Origin of the sequence: Bacillus sp. AFS055030 (genome assembly GCF_002574545.1) — a bacterium.
Classification (GTDB): domain Bacteria; phylum Bacillota; class Bacilli; order Bacillales; family Bacillaceae_G; genus Gottfriedia.
On record NZ_NUGT01000018.1, the window covers coordinates 60,247 to 84,102 of the forward strand.

The 23,856-nt window shown below is 32.2% G+C and carries 24 protein-coding genes; 6 read left to right on the forward strand and 18 right to left on the reverse strand.

Annotated elements, in window-relative coordinates:
• Nucleotides 1-36 precede the first annotated feature (36 nt).
• From CN925_RS08155 to CN925_RS08170, 4 genes are all read right to left on the reverse strand, one after another.
• Nucleotides 37-420 carry an ArsR/SmtB family transcription factor gene (locus tag CN925_RS08155; protein WP_056471958.1) on the reverse strand — a complete coding sequence of 128 codons (384 nt, stop codon included), beginning with the start codon at nt 418-420 and terminating at the stop codon, nt 37-39.
• Nucleotides 421-645: 225 nt separating this feature from the next.
• Nucleotides 646-1,119 (reverse strand): PCYCGC motif-containing (lipo)protein, encoded by a 474-nt coding sequence (locus tag CN925_RS08160; RefSeq protein WP_483295178.1) that lies wholly within the window; start codon nt 1,117-1,119, stop codon nt 646-648.
• 119 nt (nt 1,120-1,238) lie between these two features.
• Nucleotides 1,239-1,616 (reverse strand): hypothetical protein, encoded by a 378-nt coding sequence (locus tag CN925_RS08165; RefSeq protein WP_098845760.1) that lies wholly within the window; start codon nt 1,614-1,616, stop codon nt 1,239-1,241.
• A gap of 197 nt (nt 1,617-1,813) precedes the next feature.
• Nucleotides 1,814-2,521, reverse strand: coding sequence for a DNA alkylation repair protein (locus tag CN925_RS08170; protein WP_098845761.1), 708 nt, complete (start codon nt 2,519-2,521; stop codon nt 1,814-1,816).
• 89 nt (nt 2,522-2,610) lie between these two features.
• On the opposite strand from CN925_RS08170, the gene CN925_RS08175 reads away from it, so the two are divergent.
• A complete protein-coding gene (locus CN925_RS08175) occupies nt 2,611-3,396 on the forward strand; it encodes a carbonic anhydrase (RefSeq protein WP_180232897.1) in 786 nt (261 codons plus the stop codon).
• 94 nt (nt 3,397-3,490) lie between these two features.
• Here the strand turns inward: CN925_RS08175 and CN925_RS08180 are convergent, their stop codons facing one another.
• A complete protein-coding gene (locus tag CN925_RS08180) occupies nt 3,491-4,054 on the reverse strand; it encodes a beta-class carbonic anhydrase (RefSeq protein WP_098845763.1) in 564 nt (187 codons plus the stop codon).
• Between the two features lie 262 nt (nt 4,055-4,316).
• Between CN925_RS08180 and CN925_RS08185 the strand changes: the two genes are divergently transcribed.
• Nucleotides 4,317-5,141 (forward strand): aldo/keto reductase, encoded by an 825-nt coding sequence (locus CN925_RS08185; protein WP_098845764.1) that lies wholly within the window; start codon nt 4,317-4,319, stop codon nt 5,139-5,141.
• 65 nt (nt 5,142-5,206) lie between these two features.
• On the opposite strand, the gene CN925_RS08190 is transcribed toward CN925_RS08185, so the two are convergent.
• From CN925_RS08190 to CN925_RS08230, 9 genes are all read right to left on the reverse strand, one after another.
• Nucleotides 5,207-9,298: a S8 family serine peptidase gene (locus CN925_RS08190; RefSeq protein ID WP_098845765.1), complete on the reverse strand. Its 4,092-nt coding sequence runs from the start codon at nt 9,296-9,298 to the stop codon at nt 5,207-5,209.
• 328 nt (nt 9,299-9,626) lie between these two features.
• A complete protein-coding gene (locus tag CN925_RS08195; protein ID WP_098845766.1) occupies nt 9,627-10,268 on the reverse strand; it encodes an alanyl-tRNA editing protein in 642 nt (213 codons plus the stop codon).
• Between the two features lie 263 nt (nt 10,269-10,531).
• Complete coding sequence (locus tag CN925_RS08200; protein ID WP_098845767.1) at nt 10,532-10,993, reverse strand: hypothetical protein; 462 nt, start codon at nt 10,991-10,993, stop codon at nt 10,532-10,534.
• Nucleotides 10,994-11,169: 176 nt separating this feature from the next.
• Nucleotides 11,170-12,555: a HAMP domain-containing sensor histidine kinase gene (locus CN925_RS08205; RefSeq protein ID WP_098845768.1), complete on the reverse strand. Its 1,386-nt coding sequence runs from the start codon at nt 12,553-12,555 to the stop codon at nt 11,170-11,172.
• A gap of 17 nt (nt 12,556-12,572) precedes the next feature.
• Nucleotides 12,573-13,241: a response regulator transcription factor gene (locus CN925_RS08210; RefSeq protein ID WP_098845769.1), complete on the reverse strand. Its 669-nt coding sequence runs from the start codon at nt 13,239-13,241 to the stop codon at nt 12,573-12,575.
• Nucleotides 13,242-13,572: 331 nt separating this feature from the next.
• On the reverse strand, nt 13,573-14,076 hold the full coding sequence (locus tag CN925_RS08215; RefSeq protein ID WP_180232898.1) for a Gmad2 immunoglobulin-like domain-containing protein: 504 nt from the start codon (nt 14,074-14,076) through the stop codon (nt 13,573-13,575).
• A gap of 124 nt (nt 14,077-14,200) precedes the next feature.
• Nucleotides 14,201-15,112 carry an AEC family transporter gene (locus CN925_RS08220; RefSeq protein ID WP_098845771.1) on the reverse strand — a complete coding sequence of 304 codons (912 nt, stop codon included), beginning with the start codon at nt 15,110-15,112 and terminating at the stop codon, nt 14,201-14,203.
• A 42-nt stretch (nt 15,113-15,154) separates the two neighbouring features.
• Nucleotides 15,155-15,499 carry an SHOCT domain-containing protein gene (locus CN925_RS08225; protein WP_098845772.1) on the reverse strand — a complete coding sequence of 115 codons (345 nt, stop codon included), beginning with the start codon at nt 15,497-15,499 and terminating at the stop codon, nt 15,155-15,157.
• A gap of 235 nt (nt 15,500-15,734) precedes the next feature.
• Nucleotides 15,735-16,187: a VOC family protein gene (locus tag CN925_RS08230; RefSeq protein WP_098845773.1), complete on the reverse strand. Its 453-nt coding sequence runs from the start codon at nt 16,185-16,187 to the stop codon at nt 15,735-15,737.
• Between the two features lie 165 nt (nt 16,188-16,352).
• On the opposite strand from CN925_RS08230, the gene CN925_RS08235 reads away from it, so the two are divergent.
• Nucleotides 16,353-16,892, forward strand: coding sequence for a GNAT family N-acetyltransferase (locus CN925_RS08235; protein WP_098845774.1), 540 nt, complete (start codon nt 16,353-16,355; stop codon nt 16,890-16,892).
• A 44-nt stretch (nt 16,893-16,936) separates the two neighbouring features.
• Here the strand turns inward: CN925_RS08235 and CN925_RS08240 are convergent, their stop codons facing one another.
• The gene (locus tag CN925_RS08240; protein ID WP_098845775.1) at nt 16,937-17,686 is read right to left on the reverse strand and encodes an SDR family NAD(P)-dependent oxidoreductase; all 750 of its coding nucleotides are present in this window, start codon (nt 17,684-17,686) and stop codon (nt 16,937-16,939) included.
• Between the two features lie 139 nt (nt 17,687-17,825).
• On the opposite strand from CN925_RS08240, the gene CN925_RS08245 reads away from it, so the two are divergent.
• Nucleotides 17,826-18,704 carry a LysR family transcriptional regulator gene (locus CN925_RS08245; protein WP_098845776.1) on the forward strand — a complete coding sequence of 293 codons (879 nt, stop codon included), beginning with the start codon at nt 17,826-17,828 and terminating at the stop codon, nt 18,702-18,704.
• A gap of 106 nt (nt 18,705-18,810) precedes the next feature.
• On the opposite strand, the gene CN925_RS08250 is transcribed toward CN925_RS08245, so the two are convergent.
• On the reverse strand, nt 18,811-20,349 hold the full coding sequence (locus CN925_RS08250; protein ID WP_098845785.1) for an FAD-dependent oxidoreductase: 1,539 nt from the start codon (nt 20,347-20,349) through the stop codon (nt 18,811-18,813).
• A 173-nt stretch (nt 20,350-20,522) separates the two neighbouring features.
• On the opposite strand from CN925_RS08250, the gene hpt reads away from it, so the two are divergent.
• Complete coding sequence (hpt, locus tag CN925_RS08255) at nt 20,523-21,050, forward strand: hypoxanthine phosphoribosyltransferase (protein WP_098845777.1); 528 nt, start codon at nt 20,523-20,525, stop codon at nt 21,048-21,050.
• A gap of 44 nt (nt 21,051-21,094) precedes the next feature.
• On the opposite strand, the gene CN925_RS08260 is transcribed toward hpt, so the two are convergent.
• A complete protein-coding gene (locus CN925_RS08260) occupies nt 21,095-21,511 on the reverse strand; it encodes an NUDIX hydrolase (protein ID WP_098845778.1) in 417 nt (138 codons plus the stop codon).
• 138 nt (nt 21,512-21,649) lie between these two features.
• Between CN925_RS08260 and CN925_RS08265 the strand changes: the two genes are divergently transcribed.
• A complete protein-coding gene (locus CN925_RS08265; RefSeq protein WP_098845779.1) occupies nt 21,650-22,912 on the forward strand; it encodes a TolB-like translocation protein in 1,263 nt (420 codons plus the stop codon).
• A gap of 29 nt (nt 22,913-22,941) precedes the next feature.
• On the opposite strand, the gene CN925_RS08270 is transcribed toward CN925_RS08265, so the two are convergent.
• Nucleotides 22,942-23,700 carry a 2-phosphosulfolactate phosphatase gene (locus CN925_RS08270; protein WP_098845780.1) on the reverse strand — a complete coding sequence of 253 codons (759 nt, stop codon included), beginning with the start codon at nt 23,698-23,700 and terminating at the stop codon, nt 22,942-22,944.
• Nucleotides 23,701-23,856 lie beyond the last annotated feature (156 nt).

Below are 23,856 nucleotides of genomic sequence, written 5' to 3' on the forward strand. Positions count from 1 at the left end.
CCCAACAAACTCAACTCCTCTCAAGAAACACTTAATTTAATCCTCTAAAATATGTTCTAATGCTTGATTGAAAATTTGCGTAACATGGTCATCTGCTAACGAATAATAAACTACTTTACCTTCTTTACGATTTTTTACTAAATGCGCTTGTTTTAATACACGTAACTGATGTGATATAGATGATTGAGTCATTTCTAATAAATAAGCTAAATCACATACACACATCTCAGATTGACTGAGTGCATGCAATATTCTCGTTCTAGTTTTATCTCCAAGAACTTTAAAAAGTTCTGCTACTCCTGTCAGTGTTTCAATATTTAACATACTTTCCTTTACAGAAAGAATTATATCCTCATGCATAACTGTTTGTTGACAAGCTTCATCACAAACTTCATCGACCTTCTTTTTTTCTTCGATCATTAAATGTCCTCCTATGAATACATGAACAATCATTCATACGTTTTCTATACATCTATTATATGAGTGAATGTTCATATGTGTCAAAATAATATTTGTAAAATTTAATTAAGAAAGAATTAGTAATACATAAATTATTTAAGAATGATCGAAGACTAAAAAAGTCAGACAGTTACTAGAAATTCTTAAGTAACTGTCTGACTTTTTATTTGATATCCCCTGATTAACCTATACACCCTGTCCTTTTGGCAACGGAGTATTTGTTGGCTTGGCATATCCATCTTTATATTTATTATCAATGTATTTTCGAATTTCTAACGGCGTTTTTCCTTCTTGCTGTAATTTCGCTGATTCAACTGCAATCTCCATACAGTTCACACATGTAGTTGCATGACTATCCCACACGATTGAACCGTCTTCTCTTTCCTCATGAATAAAGCAGTCTAAATTACTTTTATGACCTACACTTTCACCGCATCCACAATAACATGGAATATTTTTAAGTAGATCAGCATGTCGTGCTGCCACCATATATATTTGTTGAATTTGTTGTTCTTTTTCACCTAAAAACTTCGGCAAAGTTTCATTATTAATTGTTTGTTCTCTAATATCACTTGTTTGAATATGTTCAGCATGATTTTCGTGGTTATTCGTAGTAGTATTCTTTTCAGCTTGTTGATGACTACATCCTGTAAATAACATGGAAATTGTTAAAGCTGAAAGGACATTATAAATTGTTTTTCGTTTCATCATTTCCTCCAATATATACACGTTAATCTTATTTTAATCATTATTGGAGTGGAAAACAACGCATAACACCATCAACTAAATACTGAATCAATTAACATTTGTAGCAAGCTTGTAAATAAAAAGAAAAATCTAATCAAAAAACCAGCCCACACAAAACGTCTATATTTTCCCCAACGTTCTTGGTTATCATTACGTTTGCAAATCCACATTAAAATCCAGGCCCCAAGTGGTAAAATTGGTATTTCAATTCGGTATTGATTAAAGTTTAGATTTATACTAAAAACAAATAAACCGATAAGCATTGCAAGAATAGCCTTCCATACTTCTGGTTTCAATTCATTTGTCCGATAGATCCAAAATAGTAAAATTCCAAGAGTAATATAATTTACTAGCGTAATAATAATAGCAGAAACATAGTGAAATTCGTTAAATTGGATATTAACGTCCATTTGATTCTCCTTTTAGATCATTGAATGGTTTCTAATATTTATGCCAGTCTTAACGATAATATTTGGTTAATTTACTATTTTCATCATCAATTGCATCTAAAATTAAATAGAATCCTATATTCTCGAGGATTTTTACTGAATAGATGTTTTTTTTCTCAATAAAAAAGTCACCTATTACAAATAGGTGATCTATCAAATTAACAAATACATGTTTTTTTCTTAACGCCAAGTTTACCTTTTGCTTCAACCTTTTCAATATAATCTGTAGCAAGAGGTACTTTACATGCTGTATTGCCAACGTTTACTTGGACCTTTCCGACTTTTTGAGCGACCATCGTGGCCTCAACAGTTAGACTTGGGACAAAACTTCCTACAGCAATTACAAACCCATTCATCGTATAGCGAACTCTATTTTTTGAAGTATGTATATTCATTTCAATATAATTAAGTAATTTACGAACTTCTTCTTTATCAATCTCTTCATCTGGTGCAATTGATAAATAATGACTATAAGTACTCCATCCACAAGTTTCAATTAATTCTTCATCTGAATTCATCCACTCTTTAGCTAACTCGATTGCATACTGGCTCTCTGCGGCAACTGCACTTACAATGCTTTCAGCAATCATAAACCACTGAGCTTCTTTTGCCCAATTTTGAAGCTGTTCTTTTGTCATTAATTTTGGATTAATTGATAAACCGGCTAAATACATCGCATCTGAATTTCCAGTACTATAAAGTGCCAAAGCTAAATCTTGATCTTTTTTTACATATTTAACAAGCTTTTTCATATCACCAATTCTGACCCCAAAAAAAGGTTCCTTGGCACCATGACGCATAAATGTTTTTTTTGTTTGTTCCGTACCCATTTCCTCTAATGATTTCATAACTTCTTCTAATGTCATCATCTTCTCCCCCTTTATAAAAGGTTTGTTCCTTAACATCGTTGTCTAAAATGTATCGTATCATACATATTAAGGAAGGAAAGTATAGAATGAACTATTTTTTTCTGTTCGTTATACTATTTAGTTTTACACTCTCAGCTTGTTCAAAAAACCAGATTATACATGAGTTTCACCTAAATAAATCAGCGGTTACAGCTGCAAGAAATGAAGACTGGTCTTACACAGGTAAAACTGGACCTAATTATTGGGGTTCAATCAATAAAGAATATGCACTATGTTCAAATGGTAAGCAACAATCTCCAGTTAATATTGATCAAACAAAGAAAAAATCACTACCTTTAGGAATAAACTATCATAATGATCTTTTTAAAATAGAAAAATCACAATACACGCTAAATTTTATTCCAATTAATCACTCCAACTCAATTAATTTAAATGGAATAAACTATACATTACAACAATTTCATTTCCATACTCCAAGTGAACATACGATAAATGGAAAACGGAGTGATTTAGAGATTCATTTTATAAATGAAAGTAAACAAAAATCGATAATTACGATCGGAGTACTTGTTGAAAGTGGTAGATTAAATAAAGAATTTCAAAAAATCCTTCATACAAATCCTATAGATGACGATTTCGTGGGGAAAGTTGTTAAACTAAATTTGCAATCCTTTATTCCGTATACTAGTAAAAAATTTTCGTACACTGGCTCTTTTACAACACCTCCATGTACTGAAGGAATTAAATGGATCATCTATAATAAACCGATACAATTTTCCGAAGAACAAATCCAAACTTATCAAAATTATTTCAATCCAAATAGCCGCCCTGTTCAGCCATTAAATGGTAGAGATTTGTTTGAATCTTGGTAAACGTAACTAGTTGGTCGAGGGACAATAAATGTTCATTTCAACACCATAAAAAAAGTTATCCTTCATAAACGGATAACTTTTTTTAAAAAAATCGTTATTTGACAGTTTTTTCATCTCGATTAACTAATTCTAATTTTCCAGTATGTGGGTCAATTACTAAACCATGAACTTCAACCTCTTTTGGAACAAGTGGGTGGTTTTTTATAATTGATACACTATGGTTAACACTATCGTATACATTTGTAAATCCAGTTAACCATTTATCTAAATCTAAACCTGAAAAACCTAAAATTTCTAAGTTTTCTTCTTTTATTCCTCGTTCAACCATACTTTCTTTCATTCGTGTAGGATTTGTATTACCCATACCACACTCATGGTGACCGATTACTAATACTTCTTTCGCTCCAAGTTCATAGATTGAAACTAGAATACTTCTCATAACAGAACCAAACGGATGCGCAATAACAGCACCAGCTGTTTTAATCATTTTCACGTCACCGTTTCTTATATCAAGAGCCTTTGGTAAAAGTTCAACAAGACGTGTGTCCATACAAGTAACAACTACAACCTCTTTATTCGGGAACTTTGAAGCTATGTATTGCTCATATTCCTTATTCTCCACAAACTTCTTATTAAAATCTAAAATCTGATCTAACATATAATTTCCCCTCCAAACAAAAAATAAAGAGCATTTCCCTACACTTATATTGAATGAAAAGCTCAAAATTTACAAACATTTTGCATTCATTTATAGTATTATTCTAAAATTATGAGTTCATTTATACCGTTTTTTTTTATTTTTTTTGATTGTTAATACACAATTAAACGAAATACTTTATTATTAATATCTTTCAAATTTTTTTTATTTTTTGTGTTTATATTGTACACTAAATATAGTCTTTGATAAGGAGGGAATTAAAATGAAGTTTGAACATTCGATTGCATTACATAATGGAGTTAAAATGCCTCAATTAGGTTTAGGTGTGTGGCGTGTGTCACCAGAAGATGGTGTAGATGCAGTCAAAACAGCAATTGAAGTAGGTTATCGTCACATTGATACTGCAGCTGTCTATCAAAATGAAGAACAAGTAGGTGAAGCAATTCGTCAATCTGGTGTTGCCCGAGATGAACTTTTTATTACAACAAAAGTTTGGAATGCTGATCAAGGGTATGATTCAACCTTAAAAGCTTACGAAGAAAGTCTTAAAAAGTTAGGCCTGGATTATGTTGATCTTTATTTAATTCACTGGCCAGTAAAAGAGAAATATTTAGATACATATAAAGCATTAGAAAGACTTTACGACGAAAAACTTGTGCCAGCAATTGGTGTTTCAAATTTTCATATCCATCACTTAGAGGATATTGCAGCTAATCGAAATATTAAACCAATGGTCGATCAAGTCGAATTGCACCCAATGTTCCAACAAAACGAATTACATGAATATTGTCATAAAAACGGCATTGCATTAGAAGCATGGAGCCCATTAATGCAAGGTGGCGAGGCTTTAACAAATCCTGTTATAAAAGAGATTGCCGATCAGTATGGTAAAACAACTGCCCAAGTCATCATCCGTTGGCACTTACAACGCAATGTAATCGTTATTCCTAAATCAATAACACCTTCACGAATTCAAGAAAACTTTGAAGTATTCAACTTCGAGCTTTCATCAAATGATATGCAACAAATCGCTACACTTGATGCAAATAAACGTGTAGGTCCAGACCCTGATAATTTTGATTTTTAAGAGGTCGGTTTTTTAATAGAAATGGCTACCAATCTTTTGAAAGGTAGCCATTTTTTCTTATCCCACTAGATTCCTATTTGTGCTTTAATTGTATCTATTGTTTGCTTTTTGTATTTCGTTTTCGGAATAGGCGCATTTTGGTTTGATGGATTTTGTTTTAAGTAATTTTTTTCTACGAATTGGAAATCTGTTATGTTGACGATTCCATCATTATTAATATCCGCACTTCGTTTATTCGTTTCCCAATATGTTTGAATATATAACGCATCATAGACATCGATTACGTCATCTCCATTAACGTCTCCTGCAGTTGCTTTGTCGCTAAAATATTGTAATGTTTGTCCCCAAATTGTACCATTCTTATCTAATCCGATAGGAATTTCACGTTTCACTGTAAAATGACCCGGCACTTTTAATTCCCAAATAAACGGTTTAGTCGTTAAAGGTAGATTAGAAATTTTGTAATCTCCATAACTTACAAGAGATGATGAGCCATCATATACTTTGCCATTTAGATCAATCACTCGAATTGTAGCACCAGAAGTCGTCCAATTCCAATTTCGATTGTATCCTGAAGCTTCAGCACCTACTGTTCCAAATACTTCAGAGAATATTGGTTGGATTAACCACTCCATTCCAGCTGAAGAAAGCGTAATTTGATTACCTTGATCATTCGTATAAGCAATTGTTGGATTTACAAGAGCATTTACCGCAAACGTTGTACTCTTCACCTTTAATTTCAAATTAATCGCAGGAATTTTTCCACTAAACGATTTTGTTTCATCTAAAGCTAGTTTTACTTTTGAATTATTTCCAGTCGTTTCAACAGTTACTGATGCACCAAAATCCTTTAGTGCTTCATTTGCCTTTGCCTCAATAATATCGAAGTTTTGACCTATATTATTAAGTGTCCATTCTGCTGATTTCATGTTTTGTACGTTATTTAAAACAAACGTAGCGTTAACTGAATCGCCCATTTTCACATTTACATTATCTGTTTTTATATATCCATAAGGTGTACCAACTTTAACAAAGTAGTAACTTTTCTTTTGTGTCGTGTTATTCGCACCATCTAATCCATTCAAAGTATAGGTCATGAATGTGCTTGTTTCGTTTATTGGTACACTTAAATCAATTTTCCCATCTACCCCGACAGGTAGTACAGGATTGAAGTTACCATTAACTGAATAATTTACTTTGTTTATTGATTGATCGACTTTCATTCCAAAATCATTCATATTTGCAACTTCTTGATCAGTTACACTTACTTGAACAGGAATTGTTTTCTGACCAGGTTGATATTCCATTACAGGAGACTCATTTCCATCAAATGATGTTGTCATAGTAGGGATATTATTATCGATATATAAATCATTGTAGTTTACGAACACTTTATCTCTAGTGCTCGTACCAATTAGTTTAATTCGATATGGTCCAGGTTTTACATAACTTAATATCGGTGAAATTGGCTGTGTTGTATCACCAGTATAAGCATGGTATGTACCATTAAAGAAAGTATTTAGTAAATAATTTGTCCCATCGTATGCCGAACTTAGATCGATCGTTCCAATTACACCTAAATCATTTCCTGTTTTTCCATCTTGTAAAACGATATCCATTCGTTTCATCGGTGATTTAAAATTAAAAATTAAGTCTATAAATTGATACGCACTAAAGCTACGTTTCACATGTAAAAATGAAGGTGACATTGATTGATTAGATAATGTTGTTGAATTAAACCCTTCCTCTGTTGTTCGGACACTAAATGGAATTCGATATTGTTCATTCTTGTCATCTTTATTTGTCGCAATAATATATCCTTCGTAAATACCTGCTTTAGCGCTCGCTGGAACATTAATAGAAACAGGTATTTTCTTAGCATCTAACGATTGTACTTTAATTTCTGAAGGAATATTTACACTTACACCGTTTTTGCTAGCATTTAGCGAACCATTCACATTTGTTTGAAAGTTAACATCTACATTAAATTTCTTCAGTTTAGATTCTAAATTTGCAAAGTTCAATTTCTTTTCTACTAAAATATCCTCATTTGCATAGTGATTACCAAAGCTAAGTCCACCTGTTAATTCTTTTACTTTTACATTCTCCCCATTTAATGGGAAGGCTGTTTCATCTTGAACTTGTATTTTCATCCCAGTATGTATTGCTCGATAAGGATCGACACGACCAGCGCCCACATGAAATACACTATAGTTGTCTGTTAAAGGCTTTGCTGTATTCATTAATATCGTTTTTATATCACTAGGTTCAAGCATTGGATTTGCTTGAAGTAATAAAGCTGAAATCCCTGTAACATGTGGTGCTGCCATAGAAGTACCTGACATACGGGAATATGCGTATTGATAATTAGTTTGATCATTATTGTAAATAGAGTAAGCAGGCACGCTTGATAATACACTTACGCCAGGTGCTGTAATTTCTGGCTTTATGTCGTAATTACTTCTGGATGGTCCACGTGAACTGAAGCTAGCAAGTTTGTCTGCATCAGTGTTAACTTCTTTCAAATCTTTAAAAGTCAGTTTAGTATGGCCCGCTGCTAATTGTGCTTTAAAATCTAAACCTTGTTCATAACTCATCGAAAATGCAGGAATAAAGTTTTGATCTTCTTTTACGAATTGTGTTGGACCTGCATTTGGAATATTACTATATGCAATGATTGCTCTTGCACCGTGATTTTTTGCATAAACAGTTTTTGACTGTGTCCCAATAACACCAGTACTTACAAAAACAACTTTTCCAGTAACGTCCTTATTTAAGTAATCTGAGTCATTACCGACACCTAAATCTACTACATCTATCGTTTGATCATTAAATACTTTTAAATCTGAAACAAAATCATTATAGAGCGTACTTAACTGAAATGGTGTTTCGATTCCATTAAGAACACCAGAATATTTAGTTACTGAAATAGGTGCACTACTTGCCCCTACCGTTAATGCAAGTGCAGCTGCCCCAGGTGAACCTAGCGTATAAGAATTCGGCCCACTATTTCCCGCCGATACTGATGCTGTCACACCATTTAGTACAGCGTAATTTACAGCTGTGCTTGTCGGATACATCGGATCATTTATGTTAGCTCCAAGAGAAAGGTTAATCACATCCATTTTATCTTCAACAGCTTTTTCAATACCAGCTAAAATATCGTCCATATCACCAGTTCCATATGGACCTAAAACACGGTAGACATACAGGTCAGCATCAGGTGCAATTCCCTTAACAGCTACACCACCAGTATTTTTTGCTCTTCCTGCAATCGTTCCCGATACATGTGTCCCATGATTTGTATAGTAAGTTGATAGATTTTGATCAAACTCAGGACGACCAGATTTTTTCCAATCGTCATATGTAGTTTCCATCGGATCTGGATCATTATCTACTAAGTCGTATCCACCTTTAAATGCATCCTTCAAATCAGGGTGATGATAATCAACTCCTGTATCGATTACACCGACTTTTACCCCTTTGCCTGTAATCCCTTCTTTATGGAGCTTATCTACACCTAAAAATGGTAAACTCTCTATTCTCTTAATTGAATCTTGGTTCTCTGGATTACCCCTTTCAGATGGTGGATCGATTGTAAATTCTACACTTTTATAAACAGCTTTAACTGAATCAGACTTTAATAGAAATTCAACTTCATTTGCTGGTAGTTTCATAGAAACCCCATTGTAGACAGTATCAAATGAACGAGTAATATTATATTTATTTCCGCCATTTTTCTCCTTAGAAGTTGGTAAAATTTTTGTTAAATCCTCTTCAAAAGCAGTGTGATCGTGTTTTACTCTCCTCTTCGCCTCAGTAGGAGTTAAAGATTTCCCTTCTAATGCAGACTCTAAAATAGCAATCTTTTCTGGCTTAGATTTGAATTCGACAATAACAGATATGTCAGTACTACTCTTTAAGTCCTTTTTATCAAAACCTTGTAGTCCATCACTCTCCAACGATTTTAGCTTCGTTAAAGCATCTCTTTGTTCTTTGGTCAACGAAGCTAAGATTTTTTCAGACGTTTTACTATTTACAATTGTTGCAGAAGCATAATCTTTTTGGTTAGCTGGGAATAACATCGATAAAAAAATGGCTGCCACCGCAGAGCCCTTTACTACTCTACTTAATTTTTTATTTTTTGATTTCCTCACTTAATCCCTCTTTTCTATTGATATGATTATTTTAAGAACACTACTAAAACACATTTGCAAACTAAAGGAATACAGAATATCACTTTCTATTTCTCTGATTCATTAAATTCAATTATATTTTTTTATATTTTTCAGTCAATTGGGACATTTTTATCCATATTTAGTAAGGAATTGTCTATTTTTTACTTTTTTTCGACATATTTCCACCGTAAAATTGTGTCAATTTGATAAAGTTCTAGATTTAATAAAAAATTACATAAAAAAGACGATTCAAAAAGTCATTACCTCAACCTTTTAAATCGTCTTTCTAAATAATATATTAATATAATCAAATTAAATAAATTTCGATCCGTTCTTTCCCGCCACCTATATTGTTTCGTTTTAGCTTTATATCTTTAATTTCTCCTGTTCTTTTAATATGTGTCCCACCGCACGAAACTTTACCAAAGCCTTTGATTTCCCAATATCTTCTCTGATTTTTTAAATCATCAAACTCACTAATTATTTCCAAATCCGCATCAATGAGCTCCTTTGCTTTTTTCTCTAAAAATGGGAATGTATCAGAGATTTTTCCATCCCAATAAAAATCAATTCTAGCTTTATCACTAGTAATATTTGCTCCAATTTTTTCTGGATTATTATAGTTTTGATACATTAGCTCCAAGATGATTTCTGCCGCAAAATGTAGCTTCATTATTCGATATCGTTTCTCCCAATCGATTTCAACCACTACTTCTTGTCCTTTTTGAAGATCATGAATTTCAGGTAAAGTGTAGATAATATCTAATCCGTTCTTCCTAGCTTCAATCACCTCATAATTTCCAATTCTCCCAGCGTCTGATTGTTGGCCACCCGAAAAAGCATAAATAATAGTTTGATTTAAAGTAACTTCACTACCCTCCACTTCCGTAACAATTGCAGAAGTTTTAGCAAGATAAGGATCTTCCCAAAAAAGTTTTTTTACGCACATCGTTTTACCCCTTATTCTTTTTTGTTGTGAATGTCATTTCCATTAAACGGTTTCCAGTGAGTAAAAAAAGAAACAATATAAATTGCCCCACCAGTGTGTCGACAAAGTACAAAAAATCTGATTTTCAGACTGATTGCAAGCGCTTGTCTTTCGAGGCGCGAAGCCTGGTGAGGAGCNNAGCACCGCAGACAGGCGAAGCAACGAAGAAAGCGAGCGTTTTCGGGCAGTCTGAAGGAACAATACAGATTGTTCCTCTTCTAAACTTACTTTGTAATAACTTCACTACCTTTGACTAATTCAATACGCACTTTTTTAAGCCCATCTTTTCCATCAACATATGTACTTAATTTCCAATTTGCAGAAAGCGTATGCTTAATTAAATCAATTGCTTCTTCAGATAAATAAACTCCTTGTATGGCAGTTCCAATATCTTCATAATCTTTTTCAACTTCAATTCCAAATTTATATCTTAATAAAGTCATTAAGGATCCTTTTGTTAGAAATTTTATTTGATAGCCATCATTAACTATTTTATTAAAATTTTCTTCACTGTTTTTGTACAGATTTATTAATGTTTGCCAATCAGGAAAACCTTTACCATATTGATTTAAAAACTCGAAATTCTCTTCTTTCATTGCGTTTATTAACTGAATGTTTTCTACACCAGCACTACGTAGACTTTCAATCATAATTGCATTATTTATCGCAATACTAACAAAGCTCATCTTTGTACTCCCTCCAAATTAAAAGAATTTTCTTTTAATTCAACTTTATCATAAAATACCTTGCTTCACTATTATATTGATGAGAATAGAGAATGCTTTCACTAATTACTAAATAAAAAACCACAAGATCCTGTAGCAATCTTGTGGTTTTACTTCTTTTAAATACACCATCTTATTTAAATCGTATTTATTGTAATAATGGCAGTTGTGCCTTCATCAATTTCACTTGTAATTTGTAGATTTCCACTATAATTTTCAATTAGGTTTTTTGCAATTGATAAACCTAAACCATTACCGCCATTCGCTCTACTTCTTGCTTTATCTGCTCGATAAAATCGGTCAAATATATGATTGATATCTTCTTCTTTAATACCAATTCCGTTGTCTTTCACTTGAATTTCAATTTTGTTTGCAACTTGTGCTGTAGCTATGTCGATAATGGTGTGTTCTTTACTATATTTAACTGCATTATCAAACAATATAATTAATATTTGCATTAAATGTTCTCTTGCGATATTGGCTTTATCGACAATTTGATTAGGAGTATGGAAGCGAATTTCCAAATCTTCATGTAATAGCTGATAATTGCTTATGATTTCGTTTAATACTTCATTAATATTGGTTGGCGCATATTGTTCGAGTTTTTCACTATATTTCTCAAGCTTCGTCAACTGTAGCAGTTCATTCGTTAAGATAATCATTCTGTTTGTTTCATTAATACAAGTATTTAATGAGTTTTCTAAAACAGATTCGTCTTTTTTCCCCCAGCGATTAACGAGTGATAAATGACCATGAATGATTGCTAGTGGTGTTCTTAATTCATGAGAAGCATCTTCAACAAATCGCTTTTGCCTTGTTATTGATGTCTCTAACTCGTCCATCATTTCGTTAAAGAGTAGACCGAGTTCAGCCAGCTCATCTTTTGTTTCTCCTACAAAAACTCGCTCTTTTAATTGATTATTTTTTATTTTAATCATTGTTTGGTTTAAATTTTTAATAGGATTTAATATTTTTTTAGATAAGAAATAACCACTTAATATACTTAAAATTAACGAAATCGTTGTTCCCAGAATAAAAATCATGAAAGCTTCTTTAATTAATTTCGAAAAGATTTCTACATTCATCGCAACTTCTATAACACCGTCAAAATTCTTATAATGTAACGACTTACTATTAATTAATATTTCTTGATTGTGCAACCTATATTTTTGGATTTCTCCGAAGTCATTTTTATTAATATGAATTTTAGGCATTTTTCTAGAAACTGTAAAAATTACTTTTCCATCTTTATCTAATAATCGAATCATTTCATTATTTTGTATAATTTTTTCAAAATACACTTTGTTTTCTACTAATGAGTTAGCATTTACTTTCTTTGTTTTGTACTCTTCATCTAAATAAGCTGACGCTTCATTTAATCTTTTTTCAATTCGAAGTTGTTGCTGTTTCATTACAGACATTTGAATTAAAGCAGATTGAATAAGATTACATACTGTAAATATGACAAACATAAGCACAGCGATTGTAATTGTTATTTTCCATCTAATCGAAAGCTTATTCATCAAGGTAAAATTCACCTCTACATCCTCATTACATACCCTGTACCCCTTACAGTATGAATATAGGTATTATTCTTATCATCTAGTTTTGTTCTTAAGTAGCTAATATAAACATCTACTACGTTTGTTTCAATTGTAGAGCCATAGCCCCATACAGTTTCTAATAATATTTCTCTAGTTAATACACGATTTACATTACTCATTAATAAATACAATAAATCGAATTCTTTTTTAGTTAAATCGATGATCGTTTCATCTTTTTTCACAACTCGAGCTGCAGAATCTAGAGACAAATCTTTGAATTTTAAGCAGTGTAAATTTGTTGAACGGTCGATTCGTCTAAAAATTGCTCGCATATGAGCTAAAAGTTCTTCAATAACAAATGGTTTTGAGATATAATCATCTGCACCACTATCTAATCCAGAAATTCGATCAAAAACACTATCTCTTGCTGTAATCATAATAATTGGTGTGTCTTTATGCGCTCTAATTCGTCTACAAACTTCAATTCCGCTTAAATTAGGAAGCATCAAATCAAGCAAGATTAAGTCAAATTCTTGGTCAATCGCTTGGTTTAATCCGTCTCTACCATCATTTGAAATATGAACTTCATTTCCTTCATATTCTAATTCTAATCGTATAAAATTTGCTAATTCTTTCTCATCTTCTATAATTAATATTTTTTTCATATATTTTATCCCTCTTTTTTTTATAATAACATCTATAAAATTATTATTTGTATTGTATAAGGATATCTGTTTAAGATGAAAATGGCTTTATGAATATTTTAAAATTCAATTAGAGTTTTATTAGAATTTTTTAATACTTTAACTTAATTATCTTGATAATACTACCTATTGTGTACATTTTCTAATAATTCCACTTGAAAACGATTAAAATTTATTTAAGAATATATTTGGTAAAAGCTTTTTATTAATTCAAAAAAAATGACTTTAGCATTTGCTAAAGTCATTTTCATACTAAAAAGCAATTTGATTCTCACTACCTCATCTTCCTTACTTATTTATAATTAGGAAACTGAATCGGAATGTTTAGTATATTTTCTGATTGGCCGTCTTTTGCACTTGCTACATATAGTGTAAGCACTCCATTTGGACTAGTTGGTTGATCGTAATGAATGACTAATTTAAAGTTCCCCCATTCAGGAGCTCCCATGTCAGCTATTGTATGACCTTCCGCTAACACATTATGACCATCTTCTATTCGATATAAAAATGTTGCTTCAAAAACACGAGCTTTCCCTTCAACAATTAATACATTTTCGCTAGTTGAGTCATTTGCGACTGAAGTTACTTTAAATGCATCGTTTTCAACTGGTGTAAAAACTTTAACGGGTGGCTTTGTTTCATCCTTTTTAGGCGGATTTTGATTACCTTTATCTGGTGTTTTTCCCGTATCAACATGTGATGACTGATCATCTTTTTTACCGTAGTCACTTGACTGACAGCTTGTAAAACAGAATATGCTTAAAATTATGAGTCCAATAAATAATAATCTTTTCATTCTATTCATCACCCCTAAATTAATTTATTGATGCAGTGTAAATATTATTTTTGAATCAAACATTTATTTTTAATTTAAGGAAAACCGAGGTGCTTCTAGCAATTGGAATGAATTTTTAAACACATTAATAAAACGTATTAGCAAGTTGGATTACAATTGGTAAAGTTAGACTACTTAATATCGTTGAAGTAATAACCGTTTGTGCTGCAAAACTTGCGTACGGACCTTTGAATGATAGTAATGCACTGTTTCTTGAACTTGGAAAAGCACTACCTATAAAGAGGGCTTTTGCAACTACGCCTTCAAAACCGAAAATTTTTATGAGAGCAAATGCAATAATCGGACCACCAATTAATCTTAAGAAGTTACTAATCGCTAAATTGTTCCAGCTAATTTCTTTCCCCGATTCAGCTAATTGAGCTCCAAGTGTAAGTAGCGCAAATGGGGCGAATGATTCAGTAATCGGATTTAAAATGGTAACCACTTCATGATTTAATTTCACATGAGAGAGTTGCAGGATAAAGCCAATTGCTACACTATATATGATTGGTAGCTTAAGCATTTTTATAATTGCTTCTTTCATTTTAACTGAAGCCTCTGCATTATATACCCCAACAGTAAATGTCATGATATTTTGAAACAAAACGATTAAAACGCCAATACTCAATGCAAAAGGATCATTTTTAAATACTAACGCATTTACTGGTAATCCAAGATTTCCTGAATTATTTAATGCGATGCTATTAGTAAAGTTACCTTGCATAGATTTTTCAATTCCTCTCCATCTACATATTAATGTCGAAATTATGGACATGAGGACAAATTGAATAACTAAGTAAAATAAAACAATCCCTGCAACTTTACCAGATAACGGACTATCATATATTTTCATAAATACTGCTACTGGAAGAAATAAATAAACTAAGAGGGTTGTTAAAGTACGCAAGTTAAGTTTAAAAAATCGATTAAAGAAATAACCTAATAAAACATAAAAAAATAGAGGTAGCATAACTTCTAGTAGTAATTTTATTACCATCTCTTTTCCTTCTTTCAGATGATCAACCGCTTATAATTTGCTCTACATATCCCGGTTAAAAATTTTTTCCTTTTGTTTCTGAAATTCAATATCAGTGATTACCCCGTCATTTTTTAATTTATTTAATTTACGAAGTTTCACTTCAAAGTCCAATTTCTCACTCATGATATACTCTTCAACATTAACTTTATCATTTGATATACCACGATCACTAAACACGTTATATCCATTAATAATCGTAATCATTAGAGCAACTCCGGTCCATATCAATCCGAACAATCCAGCTTTTGGTATTACAATGGTAAAACCGAGGACAATAAAAACTACCCCAATCAAAAAACCTAAAAAAGACTGCCCTTTACTTGGTTTAACTCGAACCTTTCTCAAATTTCCCCCTCTTTTCATTTGAAAATTAATGAATGACTGAATGAAATAGAAGCTTTGACGGTAAATTTGATAAAATATTATTTTGCTTTCGGAATAACTATATTCGACAAATTATGTTTAAATACCAATTGTAAAAATAAAAAACGAGCAAATTAAGTGATTTTTATTTACACTTATTATCTGGCAGGTGTATAGATTGATTTCACACCATTTAAAGAAAAAAATATCAATAGAGTTATTTTGAATATTTTTCTTTCCATTCACTTAAATAGAGAACTTCACTTGTTTTTACAGATTCACCATCAAGCAGCGTAATAAATTCTAAACTATTTCCATCAGGATCCTGGAAATATACACTTGCTGCTGGCATCCAAGTATGTACAACAGGTTCAATTGGATCTAGTCCAAAAAAGTTTTCAGTTGGTTGAATACCTCTCTCTTTTAACCATTCAATACTATTCTCTAGTTCATGTAGACTTACCCCAAAAGCGAAGTGACCTTTGTGAAATTCCTTTCCTTTCTCTACTTCCCATATTCCGAGCATTTGTTTGTCCTCACCAATAAAAAAGAAAGCTACTCTTCTTTTCTCAATTTTGTGAGCAAGCTTAATACCTAGTTTTTCGTAAAACCTAATGGATTCTTCTAAATTTCTCACTTCTAAATGAGTTTCATATATACTTTTAATCACCGCTTTTCTCCTCCTACCAGATTAATGTAATTTATAATTAATTATATTTTAGCATTAAGTTATTTATTTTTTAAAAAAATTCTGACTTTTAAACTTATCAAGATTTTCTCTAAGATGATATGATTTAATGACAATCATTTAACATGTAAGGAGGTTTGTTTGTACATGATATTCCAATCAAATAAACTTACTATTAGTCAATTACAAGAAAGTGATATTCCCCTTCTTGCAAAATGGCTTTCGAACCCAAAAGTTTTACAATATTATGAAGGCCGTGATAATCCATTCAACGCTGCAAAAGTTAAACGTATTTTTTTTACTAAAGATCCTTCTATTCAAATGTGTATTGTAGTTTATGAAAATATTGAAATAGGCTACTTACAATTTTATAAACTAGACGATGAATCCAAAATTGAATATGGTTATGATAATACAAGTGAGGTTATTTACGGAATGGATCAATTTATTGGCGAAATTAATTTTTGGAATCGTGGGATTGGAAGTTTACTTGTCTCATCAATGGTGAATTTCTTAGTAAATAATCAAAACGCAATGAAAGTGGTAGTAGATCCACAAACATGGAATGCACGTGCCATTAGATGCTATGAAAAATGTGGATTTAAAAAAGTTCGATTACTTCCGAAACATGAGTTACATGAAGGCGAATATAGAGATTGTTATGTGATGGAATATAAGCAAATTTAACTAAAAGGCTGCCTAATTTTATTGTTAGACAGCCTTAATTTTATTTATTTGAATGATGCATACCCTTCGTCTGCCATTACGACACTACCGTTAATAGCACTTGCTTCTTCTAAAGAAAGCAAGTAAACTGTGTCTGCAATTTGCTCTGGTTGAGTCAATTTATTGCCCATTACTTTTGCTTTCATCATATCAATAATCCCTCTGTCTTTATATCCTTGGATGATTGGCGTATCAACTGCTCCAGGTGCAACTGCAACAACTCGTATACCATATCCAGCTAATTCAAGAGCTGCTGATTTCGTCATCATAATGACAGCCCCCTTCGTTGCATGATAAGCAAAAGTACCATGTGATGCTAAAAATCCGAATACAGATGCTGTGTTTATAATGACACCTTTTATCCCTAACTCTTTCATTTTACGTGAAGCAGCCATAATGCCATATGCAACTCCGTGTTGATTAACGCCAATTGTTTTGTTATAAACTTCTAAATTCATATCAATTAATGGTGAATTCGCACCAATCCCTGCATTATTAAACATCACATCGATACGGCCAAATGTTTCAACTGTTTTTTCAACTAAACTCTCAATATCCTCAAATTTAGAAACATCCGTTTTTACGAATAATGCTTCTCCACCTTCAGCTTTAATTAAATCAACTACTTCTTTTCCTAGTTCTTCATTAAAGTCTGCAACTACAACTTGATCACCTTTTCTTGCAAACTTTAAAGCGGTTTCTTTCCCAATCCCACTAGCTCCACCTGTAATTACTGCTACTCTTTTTGTTTTCATTATTTTTCCCCCTTAAGATCTAATAAATGATTTTTTAAGCATAGATCTTTATTACAACTTCATTTTAACAACCTTTCATATTAAATAAAATTTAGTTATACTTACTAATAATTTACTAAAACTTAATTAGGAGAAAAAAATGAATCTTGAACAATTACAATATATTATAGAGGTTTCAAAATCGGGATCATTAACTTTGGCAGCCCAAAAATCACACATCACTTTATCTGCAATTAGCCAATCAATCTCAATGTTAGAAAACGAATTAGGTGTATCACTTTTCACGCGCTCAAGGGGGCAAAGTGCTATACCTACTAGAGAAGGAAAAGTAATTATTGCAAAAGCAACTGAAATTTTAATGAAAGTAAATGAGTTAAAAGAAGAAGCAAATGATTTTAAAAATACTTTATCTGGTGAACTTAGAATTGCAACGATACCTGGCCCAACTCACCTACTTGTTAATACTGTATCTCGTTTTAAACAAGACTTTCCGAATGTAAAAATAGAAATTTTTGAAAGGGGCCCTAATGAAATTATCGAAAATTTACAGTCCCACAAAATTGATATAGGCTTAATTGTGTCCGAGGAGATCATTCCTAAAAACAGTGGATTACTATACGAAAGATTACTAGAAGGTAAAATGGTTGTTGGAGTTAGCTCAAGTTCTCCCTTATCTTCTTTAAAATCGCTCTCTCCTGAAAAACTGCAACAAGAAACGCTAATTCTTTATGACAATCCAATTATCAAAAATTTCGTAGAAGAATATATTTCTATATTTGGAAAGACAAATATTTTATTTACAACGAATAATACGCTCGCTATTGAAAATGCGGTAGTGAGCGGTTTAGGCATAACAATCGGTTTAGACTTTTCATTTTTAAAAAATAAAGGCCTTGTTCCGATTGAAATTAAATTGCCTAATTATTTACCTATTCATTATGTTTGGGTTCGACACGATGGAAAGTTTTCATCACAAATTGCTAAGACATTTTTGAATAGATTGGCTTTAGAAATTTAAAAGTTTGAATTTTTTATTGGGTTAAAACTGCATGGGATGAATACGAAACAATGCAAAGGGATCTCTCACTCACCTGAGAAATCCCTCATCATCTTAAAGATTAAAGCTATTGAACAAATACTTGTTTTAAAGGTTGATCGGCTGGCCCTTCTAAAACGTCACCATAAATTGAAAATCTTGAACCGTGGCAAGGACAATCCCATGATTTTTCACCATTATTCCATTCGACCTCACAACCTAAATGAGTACATGTTGTGTCTACACAATGAACTTTCCCATTTACATCTTTATATGCTCCAACTCTTTTCCCATCTAGTGTTACTACTGAGCCCTCATCATTGTATAACTCTTCTATTTTTCTAGAAACGGGTTCTAATTTTCCTTCAATTAAATGTTTTGCTACATCTAGGTTTTGCATTAAGAAATGTTTGATACTAGGATCTGCTTGAAATCTCGAAGGAGTGAACACATCAGCATCAACTTCTTCTTTTTCTAAAATTAAATTACTAATTAACTGGGCAGAGACAGTCCCACTTGTCATGCCCCATTTACGGAAACCTGTTGCAACGTAAATATTATGATGTTTTGATGATAGTCTGCCGATATAAGGCATTTTATCTAAAGTGATTAAATCTTGGGCAGACCATCTAAATTTTACATCTTCAATTCCGAAAGTTTCTTCACCAAATAGCTTTAAATTTTCATAAAAACTCATTGTACGAGTTTCTATACCAGTTTTATGACTTTCCCCACCTATTAGTACTAATTCTTCATTATTATATTTAAATGATCTTAGAGACCTTTTTGGATTTTCCGCACTTATGTACATGCCCCCTGGATATGCTGTTTTTACTTTTGCAGCTAGGGCATATGAACGATCAGCATGTAATTTCGTAAAAAACAATTGATTACCATCGTAGAAAGGAAAATGGGATGCACTAACAACATGCTTACATTTAATTTTTCTACCACTTTGAGTGACTACAACTGGACTATTGCCTGTTTCAACATCAATGACTACAGTTTCTTCATAAACCTTTAATCCGTTTTCAATGGAAGCTTTTAATAAATGAATCAAATATTTTAGTGGGTGAAACTGAGCCTGATCCCTCATTGTAATTGAATATTTTGTATCAAAAGGTAATAATGTTTTTACTGCTCCAAATGAGTCAATTCCTATCTTTTGATAGGCTTTCAATTCATTTTCTAAATTTCTTACATAATCATCTGAAGTCGTATAAATTGTTGCATCTTGGACCTCATAATTACAATCTATTTGGTTATCATTCGTATATTTCCTAATAAAGTCCATCGCATTTTTAGTAGAATGATAAAAGATTTTTGTTTTTTCCAACCCAAAATGTTGAATTAGCTCGTCGTATATTAAATCATGCTGTGCCGTTACTTTTGCTGTTGTATGACCAGTTGTTCCATTTATAATTTTATTCGCTTCAAGTAAAGCCACCTTCATACCCGCTTGCGTTAAAAAATAAGCGGTTGAAATACCCGTTATTCCGGCACCAACGATTACGGCATCAAACTCTGCGTCATCATTATATGGTTCAAAAGTAGGAATATTTAGTCCACTTCTCCATATTGGCTTTGAGTGCTTCGGCAAGCCATTATAATCAATCTTTTCATTCATCATTGGATACCTCCATTTATGTTATGTGGTTATTATTACCAAATTGATGAATGTTCATTAAACTAACTTTTAAATACTACAAATTAGTAAATATTGTTAAAATGGAGATAATGATGAATGCTCACCTAACAAAGTAAAAAAGTAGTTAATAATTAGTAAAGAGGGTAATATACATGGCTTATCGAATTAAAGACACTTTAATTTCTGAAACTGATTTAAAAAATAGGGTAAAAGAACTTGCAGAACAAATTGAACAAGACTTTAATAACGAACCACTAATCCTTGTAGTTGTTTTAAAGGGATCATTTGTATTTGCAGCTGATCTAGTTCGTGAAATGAAGAGTAATATTAACGTAGACTTTATTTCTGTTTCCAGCTATAGTAACCAAACGGAATCAACTGGAAAAGTAAGACTATTAAAAGATTTAGATGAAAATATTACTGATAAAAACGTTGTTGTAATTGAAGATATCATTGATAGTGGTTTAACATTGCACTTTTTACGTGACCATCTTCAAATGCACAAGCCAAAATCAATTAAGATTTGTACTTTATTAGATAAACCCGAAAGAAGAAAAATCGATTTACCAGTTGATTATGTAGGTTTTGTCATTCCAGATGAATTTATCGTAGGTTATGGAATTGATTATGCACAGCAATATCGAAACCTACCGTATATCGCAACTGTAGAAGAATATTAAACTAATCAAAAACATGCCGTTGATATTTTTATCAAACGGCTTTTTTATTGCTTATTAACTTTTTTGTTAATCAAGTCGATTAATAAGTTTCGATCCTCAGGAAAACTAAGTTCTAATTCAAAAATTTCATCAACTGATTTCCAAGCAATTTCATATATTAGTTGATCCGGATCCTGAATTTTGGCATCACCACCAATAATTTCAACCTCAAAATAATGTACTTCTACTTGAAAGCCATATGAGATACCTTCTTTTATAAGCAATTGCTTAATTACTTCAACTTCATATCCTGTTTCTTCGAGTACCTCTCTTTTACAACACTCTTCAATCGATTCATTTTTTTCTAAACCGCCTGATGGAACAGTCCAACGCTTTTTTTCATCTGGCCTCCCTTGAAGAACCATTAAGATTTGCCCTTTAAGATTGATACAAATTCCAGCTGCTCCAATCCATTTCTCCATGAAAAGCCACCTCTTTTTTTACTTTTTATACCTTATCTACTCGAGCATTAATGTTTTAGGCTGTTGAACATTCACCTTTTGATATTTAGATAATTTCTTGGGAAAAATAAAGCAAATTTAGTAAAACGGGGTGAATTTATGAATCGCAAATTACTACTTATTTTCTTGATCGTTGTTTGCTTGATTTTTCCGAACTTTAGTTACGCCGATACTACAAGTGCTAACCCATTAAAAATTGCGTTTGTTCGCGATGGATTCGTATGGATAAAAATAAATAATAAAGAGGAAAAAATAACAAAAGCAAAAGGGGTTTATACGAATCAACCAAAATGGTCATTTGATGGAAATTATTTAATGTACCAAAAAGAAATACCTACTGGTCCTACCGCATCTTATCCTACTCGGTCAGAAATATGGATTTATAATATGAAAACAAAAAAAGAACAAAGAATCATTTCAGATGGTGAGAATCCAAAATGGTCTCCTACTAAAAATATTTTTGCTTTTTTAGATAGCGGTGTATTAAATGTTTCTGATTTTAATAATTTTTACAATATTGCACTAGGTGTGGATGATTATAATTGGACTCCAAACGGTAAAGGTTTTATAGCTTCATCAGCAGCAGCGCTAAATCCAGACGGTTGGACAAATCCAGTTTTATATAAAATCAACTTACCAAATGATTTAAAAAATATTACTAGTGTAACAAACAATGTAAAACAATTTTTTGTTGTTCCGAAAACATTAACAAAAGGAAATACCTCCATTCCGTCTATAAATGCGTCAACATTTCAATTTTCACCTGATCAAAAATGGATCTCTTTTATCGTTAATCCAACAGCTTCTTGGTCTATGGATAGCGACGTGCTATGTATCATTTCTTCAGATGGAAAGGTTTTTGAAGTTCAAGATGAAATTATTTTACATTTAGATAATCCAAAATGGGCCCAAAATAAAAATATATTAGGATACATTGCAGGTGGAGGAAGATTAGTTTTCGGATACAAAAATAAAAAGATGAATATTACTGAAATGCCAGCATTTACATCTACAAATTTAACACCACCACACTATGCTGAATTAGGATTTACATGGTGTGATGACACATCAATTGTAGTATTAAGAGTAAAAGAAAGTGAGTGGTCAAATGATGAAAAGAAACGCCCAAAACCGTCATTAAACGTGATCAATCTTTCTACTCATAAACAACTGAAAATAACTAATCCACCAGTTGGAAAGGGGGATTATAACCCAGTCTACTCTAAGACCACTAATAAAATAATGTGGACAAGAAAAGGGGAATTAGATGTTGTCGGTAACGTATGGATCGCCAATCTAGATGGTAGTAAACCTAAAATTTTATTAAAAAATGTTAGTTCATACGCTATTTTTGAGCGGTAAAAAAGATGAGGATGAATTTAGTTTCATCCTTATTCCATTTCAAGGCTATTAACGAAGCAATCATTGTGTAAAACCGGTACTACGTTAAAATGATTTAATTGGCTACAATGCATAACATCATCTTCAAAGCCCTTCATTCTCAGCTCTCTTCCACTTCCACATTCCCAAATCAATTCTTTTATTTTATGTTTCGAGTGAAGAAATGCACCAATACAGACTTCCGCTTCAGGTGATTTTGTTCCTTCTAACTCTGCTAATATTGCTCCTGCTCCTAAATAATCTTCAATAGAAGGTCGTAGTGCATCCTCATTTTCATGTAAATCATTCCAAACCTCACCACACGGAATGACTGTAATATTAACACTTTTTTCGTTTTTTAGACGGTTAGCAAATCTCGCTACCGAAGACGCATTTAATAAAGAACCAATCAATAACGCTGGCACCTTTGAAGCAATCCATGAACAAAATGCCCCATTTAGCGAACATAAAACATATTTATTATTGGCATGACGTTCATTAAATGAGACCGGTGAAAGTGTTGCCTTCCCTAAAACGGCCGCTTCATTTCTTCCTAATATATACTCCGCTCCTATCTTTTTAGCATAAGCTTTTCCATCTAAATTTGGTGGATATGGATAGACGATTGCGTTTTGAAATACTGCTGAAACAACAGTCGAAGAAAAACTAAGAACATCAACAATAATTGTAATATCCCCGCGCTTAGCTGCTTCTCTTGCCCCCCTTTTTCCCCATTCTACACGGCATTCATAATTAGATTGATCAAACATTTTTTTTGCCCCCTTGATAATCTTATACATGGAAAAAGCAAGACTCTTTTTAAAGTATTGCATCAATATGTAAGTAAATTTTTCAGACTGATTGCAGTGTAGTTTATTCTGGAAAAGAACATACCGCTGGTTTACTTCCTCATGAACCTGTTATGA

What these genes read in the sequence shown, in the direction of transcription:
- CN925_RS08210 (WP_098845769.1), bottom strand. Translation starts at nt 13,241, where the DNA reads ATGAAAAAAATATTAATTATAGAAGATGAGAAAGAATTAGCAAATTTT.
- CN925_RS08195 (WP_098845766.1), bottom strand. Translation starts at nt 10,268, where the DNA reads ATGTGCGTAAAAAAACTTTTTTGGGAAGATCCTTATCTTGCTAAAACT.
- CN925_RS08160 (WP_483295178.1), bottom strand. Translation starts at nt 1,119, where the DNA reads ATGTTATTTACAGGATGTAGTCATCAACAAGCTGAAAAGAATACTACT.
- CN925_RS08155 (WP_056471958.1), bottom strand. Translation starts at nt 420, where the DNA reads ATGATCGAAGAAAAAAAGAAGGTCGATGAAGTTTGTGATGAAGCTTGT.
- CN925_RS08265 (WP_098845779.1), top strand. Translation starts at nt 21,650, where the DNA reads ATGAATCGCAAATTACTACTTATTTTCTTGATCGTTGTTTGCTTGATT.
- CN925_RS08205 (WP_098845768.1), bottom strand. Translation starts at nt 12,555, where the DNA reads ATGAATAAGCTTTCGATTAGATGGAAAATAACAATTACAATCGCTGTG.
- CN925_RS08235 (WP_098845774.1), top strand. Translation starts at nt 16,353, where the DNA reads ATGATATTCCAATCAAATAAACTTACTATTAGTCAATTACAAGAAAGT.
- CN925_RS08215 (WP_180232898.1), bottom strand. Translation starts at nt 14,076, where the DNA reads ATGAAAAGATTATTATTTATTGGACTCATAATTTTAAGCATATTCTGT.
- hpt (WP_098845777.1), top strand. Translation starts at nt 20,523, where the DNA reads ATGGCTTATCGAATTAAAGACACTTTAATTTCTGAAACTGATTTAAAA.
- CN925_RS08200 (WP_098845767.1), bottom strand. Translation starts at nt 10,993, where the DNA reads ATGAGCTTTGTTAGTATTGCGATAAATAATGCAATTATGATTGAAAGT.
- CN925_RS08170 (WP_098845761.1), bottom strand. Translation starts at nt 2,521, where the DNA reads ATGACATTAGAAGAAGTTATGAAATCATTAGAGGAAATGGGTACGGAA.
- CN925_RS08240 (WP_098845775.1), bottom strand. Translation starts at nt 17,686, where the DNA reads ATGAAAACAAAAAGAGTAGCAGTAATTACAGGTGGAGCTAGTGGGATT.
- CN925_RS08220 (WP_098845771.1), bottom strand. Translation starts at nt 15,112, where the DNA reads ATGGTAATAAAATTACTACTAGAAGTTATGCTACCTCTATTTTTTTAT.
- CN925_RS08180 (WP_098845763.1), bottom strand. Translation starts at nt 4,054, where the DNA reads ATGTTAGATCAGATTTTAGATTTTAATAAGAAGTTTGTGGAGAATAAG.
- CN925_RS08260 (WP_098845778.1), bottom strand. Translation starts at nt 21,511, where the DNA reads ATGGAGAAATGGATTGGAGCAGCTGGAATTTGTATCAATCTTAAAGGG.
- CN925_RS08245 (WP_098845776.1), top strand. Translation starts at nt 17,826, where the DNA reads ATGAATCTTGAACAATTACAATATATTATAGAGGTTTCAAAATCGGGA.
- CN925_RS08165 (WP_098845760.1), bottom strand. Translation starts at nt 1,616, where the DNA reads ATGGACGTTAATATCCAATTTAACGAATTTCACTATGTTTCTGCTATT.
- CN925_RS08185 (WP_098845764.1), top strand. Translation starts at nt 4,317, where the DNA reads ATGAAGTTTGAACATTCGATTGCATTACATAATGGAGTTAAAATGCCT.
- CN925_RS08270 (WP_098845780.1), bottom strand. Translation starts at nt 23,700, where the DNA reads ATGTTTGATCAATCTAATTATGAATGCCGTGTAGAATGGGGAAAAAGG.
- CN925_RS08175 (WP_180232897.1), top strand. Translation starts at nt 2,611, where the DNA reads ATGAACTATTTTTTTCTGTTCGTTATACTATTTAGTTTTACACTCTCA.
- CN925_RS08250 (WP_098845785.1), bottom strand. Translation starts at nt 20,349, where the DNA reads ATGAATGAAAAGATTGATTATAATGGCTTGCCGAAGCACTCAAAGCCA.